General features: G+C 44.3%; 7 protein-coding genes and 1 pseudogene. 5 read left to right on the top strand and 3 right to left on the bottom strand.

Annotation, left to right across the window (positions count from 1 at the left end):
* Window positions 1-311, bottom strand: a 311-nt coding sequence (locus tag ACE1AQ_RS10855) for a Uma2 family endonuclease (RefSeq protein ID WP_374808409.1), incomplete at its 3' end; no start/stop codon positions are given.
* A gap of 205 nt (window positions 312-516) precedes the next feature.
* On the opposite strand from ACE1AQ_RS10855, the gene ftsY reads away from it, so the two are divergent.
* From ftsY to ACE1AQ_RS10875, 4 genes are all read left to right on the top strand, one after another.
* A complete protein-coding gene (gene ftsY, locus ACE1AQ_RS10860; RefSeq protein WP_110544886.1) occupies window positions 517-1,872 on the top strand; it encodes a signal recognition particle-docking protein FtsY in 1,356 nt (451 codons plus the stop codon).
* 94 nt (window positions 1,873-1,966) lie between these two features.
* Complete coding sequence (locus tag ACE1AQ_RS10865) at window positions 1,967-2,767, top strand: metal ABC transporter ATP-binding protein (RefSeq protein WP_008205168.1); 801 nt, start codon at window positions 1,967-1,969, stop codon at window positions 2,765-2,767.
* 39 nt (window positions 2,768-2,806) lie between these two features.
* Complete coding sequence (locus ACE1AQ_RS10870; protein ID WP_110544889.1) at window positions 2,807-3,223, top strand: DUF3119 family protein; 417 nt, start codon at window positions 2,807-2,809, stop codon at window positions 3,221-3,223.
* Between the two features lie 81 nt (window positions 3,224-3,304).
* The gene (locus ACE1AQ_RS10875) at window positions 3,305-4,588 is read left to right on the top strand and encodes a DUF3086 domain-containing protein (protein ID WP_106908439.1); all 1,284 of its coding nucleotides are present in this window, start codon (window positions 3,305-3,307) and stop codon (window positions 4,586-4,588) included.
* Between the two features lie 4 nt (window positions 4,589-4,592).
* On the opposite strand, the gene ACE1AQ_RS10880 is transcribed toward ACE1AQ_RS10875, so the two are convergent.
* A complete protein-coding gene (locus tag ACE1AQ_RS10880; RefSeq protein ID WP_110544892.1) occupies window positions 4,593-5,678 on the bottom strand; it encodes a tRNA (guanine-N1)-methyltransferase in 1,086 nt (361 codons plus the stop codon).
* A gap of 589 nt (window positions 5,679-6,267) precedes the next feature.
* Here ACE1AQ_RS10880 and ACE1AQ_RS10885 point away from each other — a divergent pair.
* Entirely contained in the window at window positions 6,268-6,639 is a 372-nt protein-coding gene (locus ACE1AQ_RS10885; protein ID WP_008200568.1) for a hypothetical protein, read from the top strand.
* Between the two features lie 95 nt (window positions 6,640-6,734).
* On the opposite strand, the pseudogene ACE1AQ_RS10890 reads toward ACE1AQ_RS10885, so the two are convergent.
* Window positions 6,735-6,940, bottom strand: a pseudogene (locus tag ACE1AQ_RS10890) (hypothetical protein).
* Window positions 6,941-6,944 lie beyond the last annotated feature (4 nt).

The raw sequence follows: 6,944 nt of genomic DNA on the forward strand, positions 1-6,944 counted from the left end.
TTGATCACGTTAGATTGACTATTCCCTTGATAGAGAGGTTGACCTTTAATCACCATCACATCAGGATAGGTGTAAATGCTATAATCTGATAGCCATAAACGCACCGTTTCCATGTAGGTATAATAATCTTGATTATTGATATTTAAGGGAAAATTACGGCAAAAATTTAGACAAATCTGATTGTGATTAGTGGTGGCTCCTACCATTGGGATAATTTCTCCTTGACGATATTCATTTTTATCTTCGGACGTTTCCTCTAGGGCGAGATATTCTTCGGGAGTATAATATTTAGTTTCGGTAGTGCTTAACATTTTTGACTCTCCTTCCTATTCTATTTTCTAAGATACAGCATTTCCCTAAAAAGAGATAAAGTTATCCTTGAGCAAGGTTATCATTTTTTCCTTAATCTCCAGCAAAAAATGCGGAGAAATCCACAATTAAAAATCTAAGTATCAAAATTGCTCACTTCAAGAGTTAAGATAAACTAGATAAATAGTTTTATGTTTAGTTTTTCCTATGTTTAACTGGTTCCGTCGTCAGAAAGTCCAACCCGAACAAGAACAAGCACCCCCCGCACCCGTAGAGGAAACCCCCAGCGAGGCAACCCCGACGACTAGCGAGACAACCAGTCAGGAAGAGTATTTAGATTGGGCCAAAAAAGCCTTTAAAAATATTCAAGAGAAAAAAGCCACGGCCGAGGCCGTCGTCAGCGAAACCCCTGAAACATCTATTGCTGAAACAGAACCTCCGCAAGAGGAAGAACCAGTTAAACAAGAAGAAACCGAGGATAATACCCCCGCATGGCTGAAAAAATCCGATCGCCTCGAAATTCTCAAAGAAACCGCCATCGAAACCCCCACAGAACCGGATGAGGATTTTATCTGGTCGGCCAAAGTTTTAGCCAATCAGGGACGACAAGCAGAGGACGTTTCCGAAGAAGAAATCACCTGGTTAAAAAAATTGCGTCAGGGTTTAGGCAAAACGCGCCGCAGCTTGGTCAATCAGCTTAAGGCCGTGGTCGGTCAGGGTCCCCTCAATCAAGATGCAGTGGAGGAAATCGAAGCTTTATTGCTTCAGGCCGATGTGGGGGTAGATGCCACCGATTATATTATCACTACCCTCCAAAATAAGCTAAAACAGGAAGCTTTGCCCCCCGAAAAAGCGATCGAATATCTCAAAGAAATTATCCGCGAGATTTTAGATGCACCTTTAGCCAATTATAGCAACCCCGGTTTTGAGCCAGAAAAAGGCAAATTAAATATCTGGATGCTCACAGGAGTTAACGGAGTCGGTAAAACGACGACTATCGGCAAATTAGCTCATTTATCTAAACAATCTGGCTATAGCTGTATGATCGCCGCTGCCGACACCTTTCGCGCTGCTGCCGTGGAACAGGTGAAAGTTTGGGGAGAGCGATCGCAAGTGGAAGTCATTGCCAACCCGGGCAAAAATACCGACCCGGCCGCCGTGGTGTACGATGGCATCGAAGCCGCTAAATCCAGGGAGGTAGAATTACTCTTAGTGGATACGGCGGGAAGATTGCAGAATAAAAAGAACTTAATGGCAGAATTAAGCAAAATTCGCCGTATTATCGACAAAAAAGCCGAGAGTGCCGTGGTGGAATCCCTTCTAGTTCTCGATGCCACTTTAGGACAAAACGGGCTGCGACAGGCCGAGGTTTTCTCGGAAGCTGCCCAATTAAGCGGCGTGATCCTGACTAAAATCGATGGTACAGCTAAAGGGGGTGTCGCCCTTGCCGTAGCGCGTCAGCTTAACCTACCGATTCGCTTTGTGGGTGCTGGGGAAGGAATCGAGGATCTGCGGCCCTTTTCCAGTTACGAATTCGTGGAAGCTTTACTAAGTGGCGATTAATCTCACCCCGCCTATCTTTCATAATCTTTTCATGGTTGCTTCATAATTGTCTCATTTTTAGCTATGCTAGAAATGGAGACTCGGGGTAACAACTATGCAAAGGACAATTACGGTTAGTCATCTAGGAGTATATTATCGCGGCGTGGAGGCCCTACGGGATATCACCCTGAAAATTTATCCAGGACGATTAACCGGTATTATCGGTCCCAACGGCGCGGGCAAAAGTACCCTGATCAAAGCCATGCTAGGATTAATTCCCGTACAACAGGGAAGCGTTAACTATCAAGGGCAATCTCTACAGCAACAACTGGATAAAGTCGCTTATGTTCCCCAAAGATCTCAAATCGACTGGACATATCCCGTCACCGCTTGGGATGTGGTAATGATGGGGAGAGTCAGGAAAACGGGTTGGTTTCGCCCTTTTTCCCATATTAGTCGTCAACAGGCTTTAAATGCCCTAGAACGGGTGGAAATGGCTGATTTACGCCATCGTCCCCTCGGTCAGTTGTCGGGAGGACAACAGCAAAGAGTCTTTTTAGCCAGATCTTTGGCCCAAGAAGCGGAGATTTTCTGTTTTGATGAACCTTTCGTTGGGGTAGATCAAAAAACCGAGGGGATTCTTTTTAATATCTTTGGTGAGTTAGCGCAAGAAAATAAAATTGTCATGGTGGTTAACCATGATTTAGGCGAATCTATCACCCATTTTGCTGATTTAATCCTCTTAAATAAAGAATTGATCCTCGCCGATCAACGCTCCAAGGTCTTAACTGATTTTAATCTCCGGCGTGCATACGGGGGTAAGGTCTCTTTCTACAATGCCATGACACTACCAGATCATCCCCGATCGAGTCTCGATTATCTCGATCGCTTCTCGAAAAACAATGCGATAAACTAGAAGCGAAGATATTTTGGCTGACTGCCGATAGGGACACCGATGAAAACTATTTCCCCGCAAGAAGTAACAGGAACGATCGAACTGGCTCCTAACTATCGAATTCCCCTATTTTTGGTAATTTTATCGCTGCCTTTACTCTTTTTACAGGTCTGGCTCGGCATAATTTTCTCCCTGTTAGGGCTATTCTTGATGTTCCAGACTACCCGCATTCGCCTCCAGTTTACCCCCACTTCCTTAGATGTCTATCTGTCCGGGCAACAAATTCGCTCCTTTCCCTACCAAGAATGGCAAAATTGGCGGATTTTCTGGAATAAAGTCCCGATCCTATTTTATTTCAAAGAAATTAACAGCATTCATTTTTTGCCCATTATCTTTGACAGCGCAACCCTGAGACTGTGCCTCGAAAAATACTATCCTTTAGCAGCACCGCAAGCGATCGACTCAGAAGCGAACTAAGATTGAGATAAAATAAAATCTGGCTAATAGCGTCTTAATTGCCTGCCTTGGCCCTCTGTTCGCTCTGCATTTCTAAAGCCGATGAATTCAGAAGATTTTAATGTTTTACCCCTTGACAAAATGACAGACTTACCCAATGAATCTGTCGAAGAATTTAGTTTTGACGATCTCTGGAACGATCGCCCGGTAGAGAATTCCCTGCCATCGGAAACCGCCCCCGAAGGCGAATTAGTTCCCACAGCGCAGGCGCAACCCCTGCGGGGGGAAATCGAGGCTCTAGAACGGCAAAAACAGAGCCTAGCGGCAGAAATCTCGGCGTTAAAAGCGGAAAAAGAACGCTTGATCGCCGAGGAACTAGGGGATATCAAAGCTCAAATCGAAAGAATGCTCAAGGAAGGCGTAAAAGACCTAGAACAACGCAAACAGGCTTTAGAATTAGCGATCGAACAGTTAGAACGCCGTCGTGAGCGGATTCGGCAGGAAATGCGGAGTAATTTCGCCGGAGTCTCCCAGGATCTAGCCGTGCGGGTTCAGGGATTTAAAGACTATCTGGTGGGCAGTTTACAGGATTTGGCCGCGGCTGCCGAACAGTTGGAATTACCCCGTTTTGAGACCCCCGAAAAATCCCCCCGACCTGTGGAACCTCCCCTGCGGACCGAACGGGAGGAAAACCCGCGCCCATCCCGTGGCAGTCAAGGCCGGGATGGACGCGGAGAAAGTCCCCGTCCCCCCCGTACCAGTAACCAGGGCCAGGATAATTGGCAAGAACCCCGTCGTTCTAACCGTTCGGGTTATGAATCGGAACCGGTGGGACAATCCACCCCTAGACAGGGCTTTTCTGACCAAAATCAGCGCATACAAACTCTTTTAGACCGTTATCGCAGTCGTCCTGACTATTACGGACCGCCTTGGCAATTACGGCGCACTTTTGAACCAATTCACGCCGAACGGGTGCAACAGTGGTTCTTTAAACAGGGGGGCCGGGGTACGGTTCGCGGTATGGGCAGCCGTCTCCAGAATATTCTGGTGGCTTCGGCAATTATCTCGATTATGGCGGAATTACAAGGCGATCGCTTCCGTTCTCTCGTTCTGGCTAATAGTCCCGAACGTTTAGGCGAATGGCGGCGCGGTCTCCAAGATTGTCTCGGCATTTCCCGCGCCGATTTTGGACCAGACCGCGGCATCGTTCTCTTTGAGTCTCCCGAAGCTTTAATTCAAAAAGCGGAACGTTTAATCGACGATAAGTATTCACCGCTCATTATTATCGATGATACCGAAGAACGGCTGAATTTCGCTCTTTTACAATTCCCCTACTGGTTAGCTTTTGCCCCTGAACCCCAACAAAGTTCTAGTTATTGGTATTAACTAATTAGTCCTTGAGTAGTGCGATACATTGGGCTAAAGAAGCGTTAGTTTTCACCGCTTGCGGGTTAATATGGGTGGCAGCGGCTCGATAACCTTGTTCTAGGAGAGCTGCAATTAAATCTTCCCTTTTGGGTAGATCTAATTTGCCCCTTCTCCCAATTTCCCGAAAGCTATAAAAATAGGGAGGAAAATCGTTTTCTTCCCTCATTATTTCTAACAATTTAACTACCTTTTTCCACTGCCATTGATCGGCTAAATCTGCCATTTTTTCTAGATAAAAGCGATCATGTAAACTGCCTAACCACAAAGGTCCAGTTAAGGTTAAAGGTTGCCCGTCCCCAGAACAAACTATTTTGCCTAACTTTGGCCAAGGCACTGATTGATATTCCCCGCAGCTATGACAATAACCGAGAAAACCGTAGTTATGACTATTTAATTGTCTATTAGCCGTTAACCGCACCATCACCCGATAACTTTGACCAAAAAAGAAGGAAAAAATCGGCGTAATTCCTAAACCTAACCGGGCCGATTCTAATTGCAAACCGGCGATAATTAATCTTAATCCCTGTTCGTGGGCAGCTGGATGATTGCGAGCATAGGCTCCATAATCAGCTAAACTATTTTCTAGATTATGACCCGTCAGCGTTCGTCCATCGGTATTAGTCAGATAAATTAAACCACCGATTTTAGTGGCTAAAGGAATAGCACTAAACAGAGATGCAGGGGAACCAAAAGCATCAATATCAACTAGATCATAATGGTCTTTTTCAAGATAACATTCTAGGAGAACTTCTTGAGCAGATTTATAGGTTATCTTCCCTTTTTTCTGTTGTAATAAACTCTCTAAGTTAGCGTCTAAAGTTGGCTTAATTTCTGGATTACCATCATTAACCCACAGCCAATCCGCACCACTTTCTAACCAATACCTGAGCGCTCGCACACCAGAGCCGCTCATTACTTCTAAAACGCGCAAACTGCCCCGCTCTTTTTGGGCAATTGCCGCCCCTAAAACTCCTAAATCTCGGACGATTTTACTCTCTGGTCGATAAAAAGTATTGTTGATATTAAATATCGCTTTTTCTTCCTGCATCGCTCATCTCATAATTAGGGTTCTTCGGTTTGTCTTATGCAACGTACAGGATTATAAAGAATGAAACTCTTATAGAGAAAGACATTTGGCGATTTTTGTCAATTGTTTTTGATCTAGAGCGAACTAATCAATTAAGTCTCTTGCCAGATAAGGATTTAGTCGATTTATGCTCCCCTATCGAACCATACCAAGTAACGAAGAGCCTAATTTATAATTCATAATTCATAATTCATAATTTCCACTCCCGTCCACCTATTTTCTGAGAATTCTAGAAGTAATTGTAAATATTTGTTACAAGGAGACGCTGAAAAATCTGAGGACAGGGAGACAAGAAAGGATTATCGACGGGGATCAAGGATTTCAGTAGGAAACTGGATTGGGGATCAAGGGAAACTGATTGTAAAGTTTTCGATACCTCTGGCCGATTCTTGTAATAGTTCGATACATATAACATAGATGATCGGCGATGATTGTAAATTTATATTGCGAATAGCTCATTTTCTTCGGTGTTTTTCCTATACTGGTTTTTATCGACTTTGAGCCGACGTGCAGAAAAGTTAGACCACCAAGTTTGTAAGAGGTCAGGAAGATGCAATTAACCGCAAGAAATAACTGGGGCCACGTTTCTTTAGCTATGCTAAAAAGCTTTCTTCTCTGGAGTTTCGTCCTCACTGTCTGTTTATTAGTAGTGGGATTTCCTTTGGTAGTATTAATGATGACAGTGGGAGCATTGTCTGCGATTATCTTAGAGTCGGTTTTACCGATTAGTTCCGTGCTTTTAGTGGCGGGAATGATTATTGGTATCAATATTTTGGCTATCCTAATTAGTGCCGCTTTATTAGCAGCAAAAGGTGTTCATCCCCATGAAGTTAGCTGGTTGCACTGGTTACACGGTGAGGTAAAAACCTCTCACCAAGCTGTTTATGCTTCTTGTCCCCTAACTTGCGGGGTGGTTCATTAAATCTGATTTTCTTACAGTGGAATTGCTTACCTTTTTTCTATTTAGATTTATTTAAGTTTTCAACTGCTTGATTGGTTGACTATACACAATCCAAGCTAGTGCAACCCGGTTTTACCGGGTTTTTTCATCATTATTGAGCTAAAGCAGTGGCTCTCCCCGATTTTGTGGGTAAAATGTATTCTAAGATACAGTTTTGCGGGCAAGTGAGTGGAAGGGGAACCACAGAGACACAAAGGACACAGAGATCGATCACTACTATATAAGTTAAACTGGTCGCAACGCGCTCGCTACGCGAGATCACACAA

It is taken from the genome of Microcystis sp. BLCC-F209, from assembly GCF_041928595.1.
In the GTDB taxonomy this organism is placed as follows: Bacteria; Cyanobacteriota; Cyanobacteriia; order Cyanobacteriales; family Microcystaceae; genus Microcystis.